The organism is Pseudomonas lini, from assembly GCF_964063345.1.
GTDB lineage: Bacteria > Pseudomonadota > Gammaproteobacteria > Pseudomonadales > Pseudomonadaceae > Aquipseudomonas > Aquipseudomonas lini_B.
In genome coordinates this window covers 3,045,614-3,061,262 of record NZ_OZ061318.1, presented here as the reverse complement: position 1 = coordinate 3,061,262, position 15,649 = coordinate 3,045,614, and the positions used below count along the sequence as shown (strand labels likewise).

17 protein-coding genes and 1 pseudogene are annotated in these 15,649 nt (G+C 59.1%); 7 read left to right on the top strand and 11 right to left on the bottom strand.

The features are described from left to right. Window positions 1-54 precede the first annotated feature (54 nt). From rpoZ to AB3226_RS13940, 3 genes are all read right to left on the bottom strand, one after another. Window positions 55-318, bottom strand: coding sequence for a DNA-directed RNA polymerase subunit omega (rpoZ, locus tag AB3226_RS13950; protein WP_007894670.1), 264 nt, complete (start codon window positions 316-318; stop codon window positions 55-57). 167 nt (window positions 319-485) lie between these two features. Continuing rightward, window positions 486-1,106 (bottom strand): guanylate kinase, encoded by a 621-nt coding sequence (gene gmk / locus AB3226_RS13945; protein ID WP_007894672.1) that lies wholly within the window; start codon window positions 1,104-1,106, stop codon window positions 486-488. A 12-nt stretch (window positions 1,107-1,118) separates the two neighbouring features. Continuing rightward, entirely contained in the window at window positions 1,119-1,982 is an 864-nt protein-coding gene (locus AB3226_RS13940; RefSeq protein WP_038980731.1) for a YicC/YloC family endoribonuclease, read from the bottom strand. A 268-nt stretch (window positions 1,983-2,250) separates the two neighbouring features. Here AB3226_RS13940 and rph point away from each other — a divergent pair, with 268 nt between their 5' ends. Beyond that, complete coding sequence (gene rph / locus AB3226_RS13935; protein ID WP_030132447.1) at window positions 2,251-2,973, top strand: ribonuclease PH; 723 nt, start codon at window positions 2,251-2,253, stop codon at window positions 2,971-2,973. 29 nt (window positions 2,974-3,002) lie between these two features. After that, window positions 3,003-3,371 (top strand): DUF4870 domain-containing protein, encoded by a 369-nt coding sequence (locus tag AB3226_RS13930; RefSeq protein WP_367373460.1) that lies wholly within the window; start codon window positions 3,003-3,005, stop codon window positions 3,369-3,371. A 176-nt stretch (window positions 3,372-3,547) separates the two neighbouring features. Here AB3226_RS13930 and AB3226_RS13925 read toward each other — a convergent pair whose 3' ends face one another. Next, window positions 3,548-4,327, bottom strand: coding sequence for an exodeoxyribonuclease III (locus AB3226_RS13925; RefSeq protein WP_008030595.1), 780 nt, complete (start codon window positions 4,325-4,327; stop codon window positions 3,548-3,550). Between the two features lie 82 nt (window positions 4,328-4,409). Between AB3226_RS13925 and pyrE the strand changes: the two genes are divergently transcribed. Continuing rightward, window positions 4,410-5,054 (top strand): orotate phosphoribosyltransferase, encoded by a 645-nt coding sequence (pyrE, locus tag AB3226_RS13920; RefSeq protein ID WP_007894680.1) that lies wholly within the window; start codon window positions 4,410-4,412, stop codon window positions 5,052-5,054. Window positions 5,055-5,172: 118 nt separating this feature from the next. On the opposite strand, the gene AB3226_RS13915 is transcribed toward pyrE, so the two are convergent. The 5 genes and pseudogenes from AB3226_RS13915 to coaBC all read right to left on the bottom strand — a co-directional run bounded on the left by AB3226_RS13915 (window position 5,173) and on the right by coaBC (window position 9,894). Then, a complete protein-coding gene (locus AB3226_RS13915; protein WP_367373459.1) occupies window positions 5,173-5,391 on the bottom strand; it encodes a hypothetical protein in 219 nt (72 codons plus the stop codon). Between the two features lie 202 nt (window positions 5,392-5,593). Next, window positions 5,594-6,499, bottom strand: coding sequence for an acetylglutamate kinase (gene argB / locus AB3226_RS13910; RefSeq protein ID WP_008007602.1), 906 nt, complete (start codon window positions 6,497-6,499; stop codon window positions 5,594-5,596). A 25-nt stretch (window positions 6,500-6,524) separates the two neighbouring features. Continuing rightward, a pseudogene (locus AB3226_RS13905) lies at window positions 6,525-7,889 on the bottom strand (phosphomannomutase/phosphoglucomutase); the annotation flags it as partial. A gap of 335 nt (window positions 7,890-8,224) precedes the next feature. Continuing rightward, window positions 8,225-8,680, bottom strand: coding sequence for a dUTP diphosphatase (gene dut, locus AB3226_RS13900; RefSeq protein ID WP_007894692.1), 456 nt, complete (start codon window positions 8,678-8,680; stop codon window positions 8,225-8,227). A 5-nt stretch (window positions 8,681-8,685) separates the two neighbouring features. Beyond that, window positions 8,686-9,894, bottom strand: coding sequence for a bifunctional phosphopantothenoylcysteine decarboxylase/phosphopantothenate--cysteine ligase CoaBC (gene coaBC, locus AB3226_RS13895; protein ID WP_007894693.1), 1,209 nt, complete (start codon window positions 9,892-9,894; stop codon window positions 8,686-8,688). Between the two features lie 136 nt (window positions 9,895-10,030). Between coaBC and radC the strand changes: the two genes are divergently transcribed. Continuing rightward, entirely contained in the window at window positions 10,031-10,705 is a 675-nt protein-coding gene (radC, locus tag AB3226_RS13890; protein ID WP_367373458.1) for a DNA repair protein RadC, read from the top strand. Between the two features lie 134 nt (window positions 10,706-10,839). On the opposite strand, the gene AB3226_RS13885 is transcribed toward radC, so the two are convergent. Beyond that, window positions 10,840-12,429: an ABC transporter substrate-binding protein gene (locus AB3226_RS13885; protein ID WP_367373457.1), complete on the bottom strand. Its 1,590-nt coding sequence runs from the start codon at window positions 12,427-12,429 to the stop codon at window positions 10,840-10,842. Window positions 12,430-12,874: 445 nt separating this feature from the next. On the opposite strand from AB3226_RS13885, the gene rpmB reads away from it, so the two are divergent. Together rpmB and rpmG are read left to right on the top strand one after the other, a co-directional pair. Beyond that, complete coding sequence (rpmB, locus tag AB3226_RS13880) at window positions 12,875-13,108, top strand: 50S ribosomal protein L28 (protein WP_007894701.1); 234 nt, start codon at window positions 12,875-12,877, stop codon at window positions 13,106-13,108. Window positions 13,109-13,119: 11 nt separating this feature from the next. Further along, window positions 13,120-13,275: a 50S ribosomal protein L33 gene (gene rpmG / locus AB3226_RS13875; protein ID WP_007894709.1), complete on the top strand. Its 156-nt coding sequence runs from the start codon at window positions 13,120-13,122 to the stop codon at window positions 13,273-13,275. A 189-nt stretch (window positions 13,276-13,464) separates the two neighbouring features. On the opposite strand, the gene AB3226_RS13870 is transcribed toward rpmG, so the two are convergent. Continuing rightward, window positions 13,465-13,827, bottom strand: coding sequence for a cupin domain-containing protein (locus tag AB3226_RS13870; protein ID WP_038980750.1), 363 nt, complete (start codon window positions 13,825-13,827; stop codon window positions 13,465-13,467). 225 nt (window positions 13,828-14,052) lie between these two features. Between AB3226_RS13870 and AB3226_RS13865 the strand changes: the two genes are divergently transcribed. Next, on the top strand, window positions 14,053-15,546 hold the full coding sequence (locus AB3226_RS13865; protein WP_367373456.1) for an aldehyde dehydrogenase: 1,494 nt from the start codon (window positions 14,053-14,055) through the stop codon (window positions 15,544-15,546). The last annotated feature ends 103 nt before the right edge of the window (window positions 15,547-15,649 follow it).

The following is a 15,649-nucleotide window of genomic DNA, read 5'->3' as shown; positions in this document are numbered from 1 at the left end:
AATTCCTGCCGTTCGTTGTGACCCCGCGCCGTGCTACGTCGACCAGGCATAGGCTTATACTGCCTCGTTGGACTCGTCCTCGAACGCTGCGAACAGCGGTTCGTCTTCGACGATTTCTGCGTTGGCGATGAACTCGTAGCTCATCAGGCCTTCGGCGATTTCACGCAGCGCTACAACAGTAGGCTTGTCGTTTTCCCACTGAACCAGGGGCTCTTTGCCGCCGGTGGCCAGTTGACGGGCACGCTTGGTGGACAGCATGACCAGTTCAAAACGGTTTTCCACGTGGTTCAGGCAGTCTTCAACGGTTACGCGGGCCATGGTATTCCTCGGAGCGAATGCAATATGCGCGCTGCCCGGGTGGGCGAGCGGACTCAACAGTTTAAAAAATCACCAGCGATTAGGGAAGCGCTGATTTTTTGACCAGGCTCTTCAACGCGCTATAAGTGCCAATGTAAAGCCCTTGCAGCAGTTTTGGGAAGTGCTGTTTAGCCGAGCAATTCAGCCAAAAGTTTTCCGTTACGCTGCTGCTGACGCTTCTGATGCAGCTGGTTGGCACGGAAAATCGCCTGCAAATCACGCAGCGCGTGGGCGAAATCGTCGTTAATGATCAGGTAGTCGTAGTCGACGTAGTGGCTCATTTCGCTGACGGCTTCACGCATCCGGCCTTCGATGACCTCGTTGCTGTCCTGGCCGCGATTGTTCAGGCGCTGACGCAAGGCTTCCAGGGACGGCGGCAGAATGAAGATCGAACGCGCCTGGGGCATCAACTTGCGCACCTGCTCGGCACCCTGCCAGTCAATTTCCAGAATCAGGTCGTGGCCTTCATCCAGGGTTTGCTGCAGGTGGCTTTGCGAGGTGCCATAGAGATTGCCGAACACTTCGGCGCGCTCGAGGAAATCCCCGTGCTCGATCATCTTCACGAACTCGCTGCGTTCGACGAAGTGATAGTTCACGCCGTTGACTTCACCGGGGCGCATGGCACGGGTGGTGTGGGAGACCGAGACACGGATCTCCTGATCAGCGTCGGTCAGGGCCTTGACCAGACTGCTCTTGCCCGCGCCCGAAGGGGCGGAAATGATGTACAGGGTGCCGGTGCTGTGGGTCATGTCGGGTTTGCCTTACTCAATATTCTGCACTTGTTCGCGCATCTGCTCGATCAACACTTTGAGGTTGACCGCCGCTGTCGTGCTGCGCGGGTCGAAGGCTTTGGAGCCCAGTGTGTTGGCTTCGCGGTTGAGTTCCTGCATCAGGAAGTCCAGGCGCCGACCGGCAGCGCCGCCGGATTTGAGCACCCGGCGAACTTCGATGATGTGAGTGCTCAGGCGATCCAGTTCTTCGGCGACGTCGCTCTTTTGCGCGAGCATGACCATTTCCTGTTCCAGTCGCTGTGGGTCGAGGTCGGCCTTCATGTCGGTGAAGCGGTCGAGGACTTTCTGGCGTTGGGTGGCGAGCATCTGCGGGACCAGTTCACGCAGGATCACCACATCCCCTTCAATAGAGGTCAGGCGCTCGTTGATCAATCGCGCCAGCTCAGTGCCTTCGCGCTCGCGCCCGGCCTTGAGTTCTTTCAGTCCCTGATGGAACAGCGCCAGGGCTTCGGCATTCAGCGCTTGCGGGTCGGCGGCATCGGCCACCAGCACGCCGGGCCAGGCCAGGACTTCCAGCGGGTTCAGTGCGGCCGGGTTCTTGATCAGGCTGGCGACCGTCTCGGCGGCAGCGACCAGTTGCGCGGCGCGCTCGCGGTCCACTTGCAGCGGTTTGCCGGTGCTTTCTTCGGTAAAGCGCAGAGTGCATTCGAGCTTGCCCCGGGACAGTTCCTGGCGCAGGGCTTCGCGGACCGCGCCTTCGAGGTCGCGGAAAGATTCCGGCAGGCGCAGGTGGGGTTCCAGGTAGCGGCTGTTGACCGAGCGCAGTTCCCAACTCAGGGTGCCCTGGACGCCGGCTTTTTCGACGCGGGCGAAGGCGGTCATGCTGTGCACCATGGAGGTACCTCGCAATGCAGGTCGGCGCGTAACCCATGGTTTCGCGGACCCGCTATCTGTGAATTAAAGCCGACAGGCAGCAAAGGCGCAGGATTGTAGCGCAGTGGGGCGGATGCGCCCAAACACACGCTGTGACAAAGAGCTGCAGGCCGTCGGCTAAGCTCTATTCAGGGGCTTCAATCGTCGGGCGATTTTTTAGAAGTGCCCACGGGCGGTCCACGGCTCTATAATGCTCGGCAGTTTTCCGTCCTCCGTACAGGTAATCCCTATGAAACGTCCAAGTGGTCGCGCTGCCGATCAGCTCCGCTCGATCCGCATTACCCGCAACTACACCAAACACGCCGAGGGATCTGTACTGGTCGAGTTCGGTGATACCAAAGTCATCTGCACCGTCAGCGTCGAGAACGGCGTGCCGCGCTTCCTCAAAGGTCAGGGCCAGGGTTGGTTGACCGCCGAATACGGCATGCTGCCGCGCGCCACTGGCGAGCGTAACCAGCGTGAAGCGAGCCGCGGCAAGCAAGGCGGCCGTACTCTGGAAATCCAGCGTTTGATCGGCCGTTCCCTGCGTGCTGCGCTGGACATGTCCAAGCTGGGCGACGTCACCCTGTACGTCGACTGCGACGTGATCCAGGCTGACGGCGGCACCCGCACCGCGTCCATCACCGGTGCCATGGTTGCACTGATCGACGCCTTGAAAGTGATCAAGAAGCGCGGCGGCCTGAAAGGTGGCGACCCGCTCAAGCAAATGATCGCTGCCGTTTCGGTGGGCATGTACCAGGGCGAGCCTGTGCTTGACCTCGACTACCTGGAAGATTCGGCTGCCGAGACTGACCTCAACGTGGTGATGACCAGCACTGGCGGTTTCATCGAAGTTCAGGGCACTGCCGAAGGCGCGCCGTTCCAGCCGGAAGAGCTGAACGCGATGCTGGCGCTGGCGAAGAAAGGCATGAACGAGATTTTCGAACTGCAGAAGGCTGCACTGGCCGACTGATCGGACCTGCTCCACGCAAGGAGGATGCCATGAGTGACGAGCAACTGCCGCTACCCACGCCGAGCCGAGAGGCTCGTCAGTGGGCGATGTTTTGTCACCTGTCCGCCTTGCTGGGGATCTGGCTGCCGTTCGGCACGCTGATCGGGCCGCTGATTCTCTGGCAGATGAAGCGCGAGTCAGACCCGTTCATCGATGCGCAAGGCAAGGAGGCGCTGAACTTTCAGATCACCGTCGCCATTGCTTCCGCCATCTGCTTCCTGCTGATGGTGGTGATCGTCGGGTTCTTCCTGTTTGGTCTGGTCGCGATCGGTGCATTGGTATTGACCATTATTGCGGGCGTGAAAGCCAATGAAGGGTTCCCTTACCGGTATCCGTTCACCTGGCGCCTGGTCAAATAATAGCCAGCAAAGATTTCCTGTGGGAGCGGGCTTGCCCGCGATAGCGATCTGGCAGGCAACACATCTGTTGATTGTGACGGCCTCATCGCGGGCAAGCCCGCTCCCACAGAAAGCAAATCATCACCCACAAAAAAGCCGACAGCGAAGTCGGCTTTTTTGCATCTGCGAAAAGACGCTTAGATAGTCAGCGTCCAGTCGTAGTCCACGATCAACGGTGCATGCTGCGAGAACCGTGGCTGACGCGGCAGGCGTGCACTGCGTACAAAACGCCGCAGGCCCGGCGTCAGTATCTGGTAGTCGAAACGCCAGCCCAGGTTGAGCATCTCGGCCTGTTCGTTGTCCGGCCACCAGCTGTACTGGTCGCCTTCACGGCTGACTTCACGCAGGGCATCGACATAACCCATGTTGCCGACAATCTCGTCCATCCAGGCACGCTCAGGCGCCAGGAAGCCCGGAGATTGCTGGCTGTCGCGCCAGTTCTTGATATCCAGCTTCTGTTGCGCCACGTACAGCGAGCCACAATAAATGTACTCGCGACGTTTGCGTCGCTGTTTATCCAGATAACGGGCGAAGTCGTCCATTAGCTTGAACTTCTGGTTCAAGTCTTCATCGCCGTTCTGCCCCGAAGGGAGCAGCAAGGTCGCGATGCTGACCTTGTCGAAATCGGCTTGCAGGTAACGCCCGTAGCGGTCGGCCGTCTCGAAGCCGAGACCGCTGATGACTGCCTTCGGTTGCAACCGCGAGTACAAAGCCACGCCACCTTGGGCGGGAACTTCGGCTTCGCAGGCATAAAGGAAGTAGCCATCCAGTTGGAAGGCTGGATCGTCCAGTTCAAAGGCGGAGGCGCGGGTGTCCTGCAGGCAGATGACGTCGGCATTCTGTGCTTGCAGCCAACTGAGCAAACCACGCTCGACTGCAGCCTGAATACCATTGACGTTCACACTGATGATCCGCATAAGTGGCCCCAAAAATCGCGTGCGGGTATGATACACGGCGTCTACCTAATTAGCTAAATCCGTGGTATTTGGGGTTTTTTTCATGCAAGCGTATCAGCGCGACTTCATTCGTTTTGCCATTGATCGTGGCGTTTTGCGCTTCGGTGAGTTCACCCTGAAGTCCGGACGCACCAGTCCTTACTTCTTCAATGCCGGCCTGTTCAACTCGGGCTCTGCCCTGGCGCAGCTGGGTCGTTTCTATGCGGCAGCCATCGTCGAGAGCGGTATTTCGTTCGATGTGCTGTTCGGCCCGGCCTACAAAGGCATCCCGTTGGCGGCGACTACTGCCGTGGCGCTGGCCGAACATCATGGCCGTGATCTGCCATGGTGCTTCAACCGCAAGGAAGCCAAGGCCCACGGCGAAGGCGGTAGCCTGGTCGGCGCGCCATTGACTGGCGACGTGCTGATCATCGACGACGTGATCACCGCAGGCACCGCCATCCGTGAAGTGATGCAGATCATCGCTTCCCAGGACGGCGCCAAAGCCGCGGGCGTGTTGATCGCCCTGAACCGTCAGGAGCGTGGCAACGGCGAATTGTCGGCCATCCAGGAAGTGGAGCGTGACTTCGGTATCCCGGTGATCAGCATTGTTTCGCTGAATCAGGTTCTCGAGTTCCTGGCCGATGATCCGCAGCTCAAGCAACATTTGCCTGCCGTCGAAGCGTATCGCGCCCAGTTCGGCGTCTGACAGCACGGACCTGTAGGAGCGAGGCTTGCCCGCGAAAGCGATTTAACAGCCAACGTTCATGTTGGATGTGATGACCTCTTCGTGGGCAAGCCTCGCTCCTACAAGGGATTTTTTTGATCTAGACGGGTTTACTGGTTTTCTCTGGGTACGGATCAACAGCGGCGTCGCCCTGACCGGTAAGAATTTTCCAGCCATGACGGGTGTGCGGGGTTTTCCGGAGTTGCGGGCACGGCGGCATCGAGGTTTTGGCTTGGTTCGAATACTCATGACCGCAATCGACGCAGGCATAGGTGCCAGGTGAAACATCACTGCCGTATGGGACATAGTCTTTTTGCATGGATAGATCTCCTGTGGATTCAGGGACGATCCTATGCAGATTGATTCTTTTGCGATGTCGGACGTTTCGCCCAATCAGGTCAGGTATTTCCTGCACGCATAAAAAAGATCGCAGACTTCGCTAGCTCCTACAGAGTTTTCGTACATCCGAAAATCCGCTGTTGTAGGAGCTGCCGAAGGCTGCGATCGTTTTAAGGTTTGAATCAGTGACGCTTGCGATTACTGATCAAAGTGCCCACACCGGTGTCGGTGAAGATTTCCAGCAGAATCGCGTTCGGCACCCGACCATCGATGATCAACGAGCTACCCACACCGCCTTGTACCGCTTCCAGCGCGCAACGAATCTTCGGCAGCATGCCGCCGTAGATAGTGCCGTCGGCGATCAGGTCGTCGACCTGTTGAGTCGTCAGGCCGGTCAGAACCGTGCCCGACTTGTCCATCAGGCCGGCGATGTTGGTCAGCAGCATCAGCTTTTCAGCCTTCAGCGCTTCGGCCACTTTACCGGCCACCAGGTCGGCGTTGATGTTGTACGACTCGCCGTTGGCGCCGACGCCGATTGGCGCGATCACCGGGATGAAGTCGCCTTTGACCAACAGGTTCAGCAGGTCGGTGTTGATCCCGACCACTTCGCCCACTTGGCCAATATCGATGATTTCCGGCTGGGTCATTTCCGGCGTCTGACGGGTAACAGTGAGCTTTTTCGCGCGAATCAGCTCGGCGTCTTTACCAGTCAGGCCGATGGCGCTGCCGCCATGACGGTTGATCAGGTTGACGATGTCCTTGTTGACCTGGCCGCCGAGGACCATTTCCACCACGTCCATGGTTTGCGCATCAGTCACGCGCATACCATCGATGAAGTGGCTCTCGATCGACAGACGCTTGAGCAGGTCGCCGATTTGCGGGCCGCCGCCGTGAACCACCACCGGGTTAATGCCGACGGCTTTCATCAGCACGATGTCGCGGGCGAAGCCGGTTTTCAGCTCCTCGCTTTCCATCGCGTTGCCGCCGTATTTGATCACCAGCGTCTTGCCGACATAGCGGCGAATGTAAGGCAGCGCTTCGGACAGGACCTTGGCGGTGTTGGCGGCGGCTTCGCGTTCGAGGGTCATTCAGGGCTCCGGGTGCTTCAGAAGATCAAAACGGTAATTGGAGATCAGGGGCAACGCGTTTCAGTTGGACGTGGAACACATCCTTGATGCGCTGCAATTCAGCCTCGTCATCGGCCTCGAAGCGCAGCACCAGCACCGGTGTGGTGTTGGACGCGCGAACCAGGCCCCAGCCTTTGGCGTAGTCGACTCGCACGCCGTCAATGGTGGTCAGGTCGGCGCCTTCACCCCACTTCGCGTCGTGCAGTGCATCAATGATGCTGAATTTGCTCTCTTCGGTCACATGGATATTGATCTCTGGCGTAGAAATATCGTTCGGGAAGGTCGCAAACAGCTCTTCCGCGGTGGATTTCTCTTTGCTGAGGATCTCCAGCAGGCGCGCGGCGCTGTAAATACCGTCGTCGAAACCGAACCAGCGCTCTTTGAAGAAGATGTGGCCGCTCATTTCGCCGGCCAGCAGGGCGCCGGTTTGTTTCATTTTCTTTTTGATCAACGAGTGACCGGTCTTCCACATTAGCGGGCGACCGCCGTATTCCTTGATCAGCGGTGTCAGGCGACGGGTGCATTTGACGTCGAAGATGATTTCCGCGTCAGCGTTGCGCGCCAGTACGTCACGGGCGAATAGCATCAGCAGGCGGTCCGGGTAGACGATGCTGCCGGTGTTGGTCACTACGCCGACGCGGTCGCCGTCGCCGTCGAAGGCCAGGCCCAGGTCGGCGTTGGTTTCCTTGACCTTGGCGATCAGGTCCACCAGGTTTTCAGGCTTGCCCGGGTCCGGGTGGTGATTCGGGAAGTTGCCGTCGACGTCGCAGAACAGCGGGATGACTTCGCAGTTCAGGGCTTCGATCAGTTGCGGGGCGATCACGCCGGCCGCGCCGTTACCGCAGTCGACCACGACTTTGAGGCGGCGAGCCAGTTTGATGTCCTGGACGATTTCGGTGTTGTAACGGTCGAGGATCTCGACCTGGGTGATGCTGCCCTTGCCGCTGCTCAGGTTGTTGGTCTTGAGGCGGTCGTGCAGGGCCTGGATCTGTTCGTTGGCCAAAGTGTCGCCAGCGATGACGATTTTGAAGCCGTTGTAGTTCGACGGGTTGTGGCTGCCGGTGAGCATCACGCCGGATTTGCCGGCCAATACGTTGGCGGCGTAGTACAGCGCAGGGGTTGGCACCAGGCCGACGTCGCTGACGTGGCAACCGCTGTCGGCCAAGCCTTTGATCAGTTGCTCGACCAGCTCCGGGCCGGAGAGGCGACCGTCACGGCCGACGGACACGTTGGGTTCGTTTTGGGCCAGGCTCTGGGAGCCGATGGCGCGACCAAGCCAATAAGCTGTTTCAGCGTTCAAGAATTCCGGGACGGTGCCGCGAATGTCGTAGGCGCGGAAGATGCTGTCGGGGAACTTGGGTGGGACTTGGGCTGGGGTGCTCATCTGTAGGAATGCTCCATCTTGAAAGTGGCTGGACCTGCCGGCGAAAAACTCGTCTGCAGGCTCAAACTGAAGGGTATGACGGTGTTTTCCACCGAGAGTTCGTGGTGTGAAAAGGCCATGCCATCAGCACTGGCGAGCAATTGTCCGTTCAATGCCTTGATTTTCAGTGGTAAACCTTCCAGATGACGTCTTTGCAATTTGTGGTGAGGGAGCCCGCTTGGGTGCGCAGCACCCATAAAATCTTGGGGCCGCTTCGCAGCCCAGCGCGAGCAAGCTCGCTCGCCACAGGGTTCTCTATCAGATCAGTGGCTGCCGGAATGTCCGAAACCGCCGGTGCCGCGCTGGGTTTCGACGAACTCTTCGACCATTTCAAAATGCGCTTGAACCACCGGTACCAGCACCAGTTGGGCCAGGCGTTCGCCTACCACCATGTTGAAATCGGTCTGGCCACGGTTCCAGCACGACACCATCAGCGGGCCCTGGTAATCGGAGTCGATCAGGCCGACCAGATTGCCCAGCACGATGCCGTGCTTATGGCCCAGGCCTGAGCGCGGCAGAATCAGCGCGGCTAAACCTGGATCGCCAATGTAGACAGACAGGCCAGTCGGAATCAGCAGGGTTTCGCCCGGCTTGATGACGGTGTCTTTTTCCAGCATGGCGCGCAGGTCGAGGCCGGCGGAGCCTGGCGTGGCGTATTGCGGCAGCGGGAATTCGGTACCGATGCGTGGGTCGAGGATCTTGGCTTGCAAAGCGTGCATGTAAATTAAACCTGGTTCAGACGTTCGGCGATAAAAGTGATCAGCTGGCGAGCGATTTTGCTCTTGCTGGTCTGGGCGAAGAGTGTGGCGTGCAGCTCACGGTCGATCACGCTGCAGGCGTTTTCTTCGCTGTTGAAGCCAATACTCGGGTTCGCGACGTCGTTGGCGACGATCAGATCGAGGTTCTTGTCTTTCAACTTGCGTGCAGCGTAATCGAGCAGATGTTCGGTTTCGGCGGCGAAGCCGACACTGAACGGACGGTCGGGACGGGTGGCGATGGTGGCCAGGATGTCTGGGTTGCGCACCATCTGAAGCAACAAGCCGTCGCCGTTCGTAGGATCTTTCTTGAGTTTCTGTGGGGCGACGACTTCCGGGCGGTAGTCCGCGACCGCAGCAGAGGCGATGAATAGGTCGCAAGGGATCGCCGCTTCGCAGGCGGCGAGCATGTCACGGGCGCTGACCACGTCGATGCGCGTGACGCGATCCGGGGTCGGCAGGTGCACGGGGCCTGTGATAAGGGTCACGCGGGCGCCGGCTTCTACCGCGGCTTCGGCCAGGGCAAAGCCCATTTTCCCGGAGCTGTGGTTGGTGATGTAGCGCACCGGGTCGATGTTTTCCTGGGTCGGGCCGGCGGTGATCAGCACGTGTTTGCCGGTCAGTGCCTGACGCTGGAAGCAGTCTGCCGCGCACTGGGCGAGGTCGGTGGCTTCGAGCATGCGACCCATGCCGACGTCGCCGCAGGCCTGGCTTCCAGAGGCTGGGCCGAAGACTTTGAGGTCGCGGCTTTCGAGGGTTTGCAGGTTGGCTTGGGTCGCCGGGTCGCGCCACATGGCCTGGTTCATCGCCGGGGCAACCGCGACCACCGCGTCAGTGGCCAGCACCAGCGTGGTCAGCAGGTCGTCGGCAATGCCTTGGGCCAGTCGGGCGATCAGGTCCGCAGTGGCGGGAGCGATCAGTACCAGATCGGCCCATTTGGCCAGCTCGATGTGGCCCATCGCGGCTTCGGCCGCCGGGTCCAGCAAATCGAGATGGACCGGATGCCCGGACAACGCCTGCATGGTCAGCGGGGTAATGAATTCGCTGCCGCCACGGGTCATGACCACGCGCACTTCGGCGCCCTGGTCGATCAGGCGGCGAACCAGCTCGGCGCTCTTGTAGGCAGCAATGCCGCCGCCGACGCCCAGAACGATGCGTTTCCGATACAGCCGCTGCATAGGTCTGCCTTTCATTTCGTTGATGACTGCATGGCGATACCCCCTCCCCAGGGATGAATTCGCCAGCAAAAAAGATGGGCTACGATATCACAGCGACCGCTATGGAACAGCGGCGCCCACATTCCAGGGAGGTGCTATGAGTATTCGTGATTGGCCGGCGGCGGAGCGGCCGCGAGAGAGGTTACTTGAGTTGGGCTCGGGGAGCCTTTCGGACGCCGAGCTGCTGGCGATTTTTTTGAGGACCGGCGTGTCGGGTAAAAGCGCGGTAGATCTGGCGCGGCATCTGTTGAATCAGTTTGGCAGCCTGCGCGCCTTGCTGGAGGCCGATCTAAAGACATTCAGCGGGCAGTTGGGGCTCGGCCCGGCAAAGTTTGCGCAGTTGCAGGCAGTGTTGGAAATGGCCCGTCGGCATCTGGCTGAGCGCTTGCGCCACAGCTCAGTGTTGGAGAGTCCGCTGATCGTGCGTGATTACCTCAAGTCAATGCTGCGACACGAGCCTCATGAGGTATTTGGCTGCCTGTTTTTGGACTCGAAACACCGAGTGCTGGCGTTTGAATCTCTATTTCGTGGCTCTATCGACTGCACCAGCGTTTATCCGCGTCAGGTGGTCAAGCGCGCTTTGGCCCATAACGCCGCAGCTTTGATCCTTTGCCACAACCATCCGTCAGGCAACTCCGACCCCAGTCAGGCCGACCGAATGCTGACCAAGCGCCTGCAAGAGGCGCTGGACCTGATCGACGTGCGGGTGCTCGACCATTTCATCGTCGGTGACGGCGATCCGCTGTCCATGGCCGAGTATGGGTGGATGTGAGCGAGGGGGGCGGAGCTAAGTAAGTCCCTGTGGGAGCGGGCTTGCCCGCGATGACGTCGGCAAATTCAACATAGTTGTCGCCTGAAAGTCCGCTATCGCGGGCAAGCCCGCTCCCACAGGTTTTGTATTGGTGCTTATGGTTTGAGGACTACCTTGGAGTAGTCCTGGCGACCAAACGGGCTGACCTGATAGCCCTGCACATCCTTGCGCGTCAGCGCAAAGGCAGTCGGGTGAGCCAGTGGCAGCCACAACGCCTGTTGCTGGATCTGCGCCTGGGCCTGTTCGTAGAGCTTGGTGCGTACACCTTGCTCGCCAGTGGTCTTGCCGGCGCTGATCAGCTTGTCCAGGTCCTGGTTGCAGTAGCGGGCGAAGTTGGTGCCGGATTTGACCCCCGCGCAGGAAAACTGCGGTGTGAGGAAGTTGTCCGGGTCGCCGTTATCGCCAGCCCAGCCCATGAATAACAAGTCATGTTCACCGGCCTTGGCGCGGCGAATCAGTTCGCCCCATTCGATCACGCGAATCTCGGCCTGAATGCCGATTTCCGCAAGATCGGACTGCAGCAATTGCGCGCCAAGGCTCGGATTGGGGTTCAGCAGACTGCCAGAGGGGCGGGTCCAGATGGTGGTCTGGAAGCCATTCTTGAGGCCGGCCTTGGCCATCAATGCCCGGGCTTTCTCGACATCATGGGCATAGCCCGAAAGGTTTTTGGCGTAGCTCCATGTATTAGGCGGGTATGGGCCATTGGCGGGTTCGGCGGTGTCTTCGAACACAGCCTTGACGTAGTTGGCCCTGTCGAACGCCAGGTTAATGGCCTGGCGCACTTCAGGTTTGTCCAGCGGCGGATGCTGGCTGTTGATGCCAACGAATGCGGTCATGAAGGCGTCAGTTTTTTCCACCTTCAGTGTCGGTTCCTGCTTCGCAGCCTGTACGTCCAGCGGTTTGGGCGACAGGGCGATCTGGCACTCGTTGCGGCGCAATTTCTGCAAGCGCACATTGGCATCGGGGGTGATGGCGAAGATCAGCGGGTCTACCGACGGCTTGCCACGGAAGTAATCCGGGTTGGCCTTGTAGCGAATCGAGGCGTCTTTCTGGAAGCGCGTGAAGATGAACGGGCCGCTGCCGATCGGCTGGCTGTTGAGTTTCTCCGGGGTGTCGGCCTTCAGCAGTTTGTCCGCGTACTCAGCCGAATAGATCGAGGCGAAACCCATGGTCAGGGTTGGCAGGAAAGTCGAGTCCGGGTGATCGAGGGTGAAGCGAATGGTAAGCGGGTCCAGTGCGTCGATCTTCTTGATCAACGCCGGTAACTGCATCGATTGCGCGTGCGGAAAGCCACTCTGCGCCACTTTGTGCCACGGGTTTGCCGGGTCGAGCATGCGGTCGAAGCTGAACTTCACGTCTTCGGCGGTCAGGTCACGCGTCGGGTTGAAGTATTCGGTACGGTGAAATTTCACCTGCGGGTGCAATTTGAAGACGTAGGTCAGGCCGTCGGGTGTGACTTCCCAGCTGTCCGCCAGGCTGGCGACCACTTTGCCGCTGGCCGTGTCGAAGTCCACCAGACTGTTCATCAGCACGTCGGCCGAGGCATTGGTGGTGGTCAACGAGTTGTATTGCACCACATCGAACCCTTCAGGGCTGGCCTCGGTGCAGACGGTCAGGGCGGCGGCATGGGCCAATGGGCTCAGCAGCAGTGGGGCGAGCAGCAGCGGTAGGGCAGCAAGGCGCATGGTCGGATTCCTTTACAGATCGAAGGCCCATCTGCAAGTGCAGTCTGGAAAAGGCTTACCCTAGTGGGCTCTTTTGCAAATGACTATCCCCTTTTTCATTTTAAGGGGACTATGTGCGCTTGTTTTCGGTGATGCGGGCCGAGGAAAACCCGGAATCGGTCGGTTAGCCGATTCTCTGCGACGAGCGGTCTTAATCGGCGACAGCCTTTATCCAAGGCGTCCGGCGCCCGGAAAAGGGGGAATTTATCAAGTTCGCGCACACGGAATGTTGTTGCTCTCCAGTCTTTCTGGTATAAAGCAGCGCTCTTTTCTAGGGGCCCGGTTCCTTCACTGTAGGTGTAGCCGGTAAGACCTCTAAAGAAACGCGGCGCCTGGCGCCAAATGACTGAGAGATTAAGCGGCCAACCCATGCCGGGTTGGGCATGTGGTTTTAGAGGGCTGAGGCATGTCGAGAGTATGTCAAGTTACCGGTAAGGGTCCGGTGACTGGGAATAACATTTCCCACGCAAACAACAAAACCCGTCGTCGTTTCCTGCCGAACCTGCAGCATCACCGCTTCTGGGTTGAAGAAGAGAAACGTTTCGTGCGTCTGCGCGTATCTGCCAAAGGCATGCGTATCATCGACAAGCGTGGCATCACTGTCGTGCTGGCCGAAATCCGCAAAGCCGGCAAGATCTAAGGGAGCTAATCATGCGTGAATTGATTCGTTTGATTTCGAGCGCCGGTACTGGTCACTTCTACACTACCGACAAGAACAAGCGCACTACTCCGGACAAAATCGAGATCAAGAAATTTGATCCGGTTGTTCGTAAGCACGTGATCTACAAAGAAGGCAAAATCAAGTAATTGATTTTTCCCTCTTACGAAAAAGGCCCGTATCGCGAGATACGGGCCTTTTTTGTTGCCTGTGGGTTTTGTGTTGTCTGTCAGGGCCTCATCGCGGGCAAGCCACGCTCCCACAGGTTTTGTGATTGACACAGATCCCTGTGGGAGCGGGCTTGCTCGCGAAGGGGCCGGCCCAAACAGCACAAATTCTCAAGCCTTCTGTTCAAACACCACATAGATCTTGCGGCACGGCTCCAGCACTTCCCAAGTGCCTTTGAAACCGGCCGGAATCACGAAGCGATCGCCCACACGCAGGGTCTTGGCGTTGCCATCGCCGTCGCGCAGCACTGAAACCCCCTGAACGATTTCGCAGTATTCGTGCTCGGTGTAGTTCACTAGCCACTGGCCGACTTCGCCTTCCCAAACACCTGCACTCATCTGGCCGCACGGGCTGTTGTAATGGTTGTACACCGCTTGCTCGGGGTCGCCCTTGAGGACTTTTGCAGGGTCGGGCCGATAACGATCGGGCTGGGTGTTGGCCTGGCTGAAATCGACGATATCCTGAATGCTCATGCTGGTATTCCCCCGTTTGCGCTGGAAAATGGAAAGTCTATGTTTATTAAAATGAACATCGCAAGGCCGTTTGCCGTCCTTGTGTCAAATATATTGAAACTTCACCGGCCGCTGGTTTAGGGTAACGGTTGCCTTGAGCCGAAAAGCAGGCTGGCCGGGCAGAATTCCTGACAGCACCCGCATAGAACGCGGGGCACTCGTATTCAATAAGAGGAGGACACTCGAATGACCACCCTGACTCGTGCCGACTGGGAACAACGGGCTCGCGATCTGAAGATCGAAGGCCGCGCCTACATCAATGGCGAATACACCGATGCCGTCTCTGGTGAGACCTTCGAGTGCATCAGCCCGGTCGATGGCCGTCTGCTGGGCAAGATTGCCAGCTGTGACGCCGCCGATGCCCGGCGCGCCGTGGACAACGCCCGCGCCACTTTCAATTCCGGCGCCTGGTCGCGCCTGGCGCCGACCAAACGCAAAGCCACCATGATCCGTTTTGCCGGCCTGCTGAAACAGCACGCCGAAGAGCTGGCCCTGCTCGAAACCCTGGACATGGGCAAGCCGATCAGCGATTCCCTGTACATCGACGTTCCCGGCGCGGCGCAAGCCCTGAGCTGGAGCGGTGAAGCCATCGACAAGATCTACGACGAAGTCGCTGCTACCCCGCACGATCAACTGGGGTTGGTGACTCGCGAGCCGGTCGGCGTGGTGGGTGCAATCGTGCCGTGGAACTTCCCGTTGATGATGGCCTGCTGGAAACTCGGTCCGGCGCTGTCCACCGGTAACTCGGTGATCCTCAAGCCTTCCGAAAAATCGCCGCTGACAGCCATTCGCATTGCGGCGCTGGCCGTTGAAGCCGGCATCCCGAAAGGCGTGCTGAACGTGCTGCCGGGTTACGGCCACACCGTCGGCAAGGCCCTGGCCCTGCACAACGACGTCGACACCCTGGTGTTTACCGGTTCGACCAAGATCGCCAAGCAACTGCTGATCTACTCCGGCGAATCGAACATGAAGCGCGTCTGGCTGGAAGCTGGCGGCAAGAGCCCGAACATCGTGTTCGCCGATGCGCCGGACCTGCAAGCCGCCGCCGAAGCCGCTGCCGGTGCCATCGCCTTCAACCAGGGCGAAGTCTGCACCGCTGGCTCGCGCCTGCTGGTGGAGCGTTCGATCAAGGACAAATTCCTGCCGCTGGTGATCGAGGCCCTGAAGGCCTGGAAACCGGGTAATCCGCTGGATCCGGCGACCAACGTCGGTGCGCTGGTGGATACCCAGCAGATGAACACCGTGCTGTCGTACATCGAATCCGGTCATGCCGACGGCGCCAAACTGGTCGTCGGTGGCAATCGTATTCTCCAGGAAACCGGGGGTACCTATGTCGAGCCGACGATTTTTGATGGCGTAAGCAACGCGATGAAAATCGCCCAGGAAGAGATCTTCGGGCCAGTGTTGTCGGTCATCACCTTCGACAGCGCTGAAGAAGCCATCCAGATCGCCAACGACACGCCTTACGGTCTGGCCGCAGCAGTCTGGACCGCCGACATCTCCAAGGCTCACCTGACCGCCAAGGCTTTGCGTGCCGGTAGCGTGTGGGTCAATCAGTACGACGGCGGCGACATGACCGCACCGTTCGGTGGATTCAAACAGTCCGGCAACGGTCGCGACAAGTCGTTGCATGCATTCGACAAGTACACCGAACTGAAGGCGACCTGGATCAAGTTGTAAGCCTGTGAAGGAGCCCGACTGAGTATCGGGCTCCTGAATGACCCAGATCCCTGTGGGAGCGGGCTTGCCCGCGATAGCAATCTGACAGTCAGCCTCGATGTTG

What these genes read in the sequence shown, in the direction of transcription:
- rpmB (WP_007894701.1), top strand. Translation starts at nt 12,875, where the DNA reads ATGTCGAGAGTATGTCAAGTTACCGGTAAGGGTCCGGTGACTGGGAAT.
- AB3226_RS13925 (WP_008030595.1), bottom strand. Translation starts at nt 4,327, where the DNA reads ATGCGGATCATCAGTGTGAACGTCAATGGTATTCAGGCTGCAGTCGAG.
- dut (WP_007894692.1), bottom strand. Translation starts at nt 8,680, where the DNA reads ATGCACGCTTTGCAAGCCAAGATCCTCGACCCACGCATCGGTACCGAA.
- AB3226_RS13930 (WP_367373460.1), top strand. Translation starts at nt 3,003, where the DNA reads ATGAGTGACGAGCAACTGCCGCTACCCACGCCGAGCCGAGAGGCTCGT.
- AB3226_RS13940 (WP_038980731.1), bottom strand. Translation starts at nt 1,982, where the DNA reads ATGGTGCACAGCATGACCGCCTTCGCCCGCGTCGAAAAAGCCGGCGTC.
- rpoZ (WP_007894670.1), bottom strand. Translation starts at nt 318, where the DNA reads ATGGCCCGCGTAACCGTTGAAGACTGCCTGAACCACGTGGAAAACCGT.
- rpmG (WP_007894709.1), top strand. Translation starts at nt 13,120, where the DNA reads ATGCGTGAATTGATTCGTTTGATTTCGAGCGCCGGTACTGGTCACTTC.
- radC (WP_367373458.1), top strand. Translation starts at nt 10,031, where the DNA reads ATGAGTATTCGTGATTGGCCGGCGGCGGAGCGGCCGCGAGAGAGGTTA.
- coaBC (WP_007894693.1), bottom strand. Translation starts at nt 9,894, where the DNA reads ATGCAGCGGCTGTATCGGAAACGCATCGTTCTGGGCGTCGGCGGCGGC.
- rph (WP_030132447.1), top strand. Translation starts at nt 2,251, where the DNA reads ATGAAACGTCCAAGTGGTCGCGCTGCCGATCAGCTCCGCTCGATCCGC.
- pyrE (WP_007894680.1), top strand. Translation starts at nt 4,410, where the DNA reads ATGCAAGCGTATCAGCGCGACTTCATTCGTTTTGCCATTGATCGTGGC.
- AB3226_RS13865 (WP_367373456.1), top strand. Translation starts at nt 14,053, where the DNA reads ATGACCACCCTGACTCGTGCCGACTGGGAACAACGGGCTCGCGATCTG.
- AB3226_RS13885 (WP_367373457.1), bottom strand. Translation starts at nt 12,429, where the DNA reads ATGCGCCTTGCTGCCCTACCGCTGCTGCTCGCCCCACTGCTGCTGAGC.
- AB3226_RS13915 (WP_367373459.1), bottom strand. Translation starts at nt 5,391, where the DNA reads ATGCAAAAAGACTATGTCCCATACGGCAGTGATGTTTCACCTGGCACC.
- gmk (WP_007894672.1), bottom strand. Translation starts at nt 1,106, where the DNA reads ATGACCCACAGCACCGGCACCCTGTACATCATTTCCGCCCCTTCGGGC.
- argB (WP_008007602.1), bottom strand. Translation starts at nt 6,499, where the DNA reads ATGACCCTCGAACGCGAAGCCGCCGCCAACACCGCCAAGGTCCTGTCC.
- AB3226_RS13870 (WP_038980750.1), bottom strand. Translation starts at nt 13,827, where the DNA reads ATGAGCATTCAGGATATCGTCGATTTCAGCCAGGCCAACACCCAGCCC.